The organism is Novosphingobium sp. B-7, assembly GCF_000410615.1.
GTDB classification, from domain to species: domain Bacteria; phylum Pseudomonadota; class Alphaproteobacteria; order Sphingomonadales; family Sphingomonadaceae; genus Novosphingobium; species Novosphingobium capsulatum.
In genome coordinates this window covers 303-1,151 of record NZ_KE148322.1, presented here as the reverse complement: position 1 = coordinate 1,151, position 849 = coordinate 303, and the positions used below count along the sequence as shown (strand labels likewise).

The following is an 849-nucleotide window of genomic DNA, read 5'->3' as shown; positions in this document are numbered from 1 at the left end:
GGCGGTGGCATTGGCCGTGGCGAGCAGGCCGCGCAGCCGGGTCAGCGGCGTGCGAAGATCGTGCGCCAGGGCGCTCGAAAACTGGCGCTGCGCGTTGACCAGTTCCTCCATGCGATCGAGCATGCGGTTGAGGCTGGCCGCCTGCTGGGCAAACATGCCATCGAGCCGATCGGTGGCGATGCGGCACGACAGGTCTCCACGCGCGATGGCATCGGCTGCGGCCTGGGTTTCCGCCAGGCGCAGCGCGGTCTGCCGGGCAAACAGCATGGTCGCTGCCAGACCCGCCAATAGCGCACTGGCAAAGATCGCCACGATCACCCCGGGCAAGATCGCCTGTAGGCTTTCGGCCGCCTCGCTGTGCTGCACCACCACGAACAGCGCACCATCGGGCAGCCGCGTGGCCAGCGCCCGCCCCTTGTGCACCACATGCGCGCGGCTGACATAGCGCACCGGTGAAAAGCCCGGCGGCGGCGGCGGAATGCGCAGCCGCCCGGCCAAGAGGCGGCCATCGGCGGCAAACAGGATATAGGTGCGCTCGCTCAGCGCCTTCTGCTGCTGCCACGCCTCGATCCGCGCGGCGACGATCGCGGCGTTCACCGACTGGCCGTTCTCCGGCGCCAGGTACTTGCTGCTATGGTATTCCAGCGCATCGTCGATGCGCCGGGCAATGCGTTGCTGCGCCACGGCAAAGACCACCAGCCCCATCGCCAGCATGGCCAGCGCAAACAGCGCGCCGAACTGGATCGCCAGGCGGCCCATGCCCAGCGGGAACGCCGCCTCGCGCCCGCCGCGCGCGGAAGCGATGCTGCCGGCGATCACGCGCACAGCCCGCTGCGCAGCACATAGCCA

Annotated in this window: 1 protein-coding gene; it reads right to left on the bottom strand. The window is 69.6% G+C overall.

Annotated features, from left to right (window positions below):
- Nucleotides 1-819: histidine kinase dimerization/phospho-acceptor domain-containing protein (locus H926_RS34615; RefSeq protein WP_371256235.1), on the bottom strand; the 819-nt coding region annotated here is incomplete at its 3' end.
- Nucleotides 820-849: the final 30 nt, after the last annotated feature.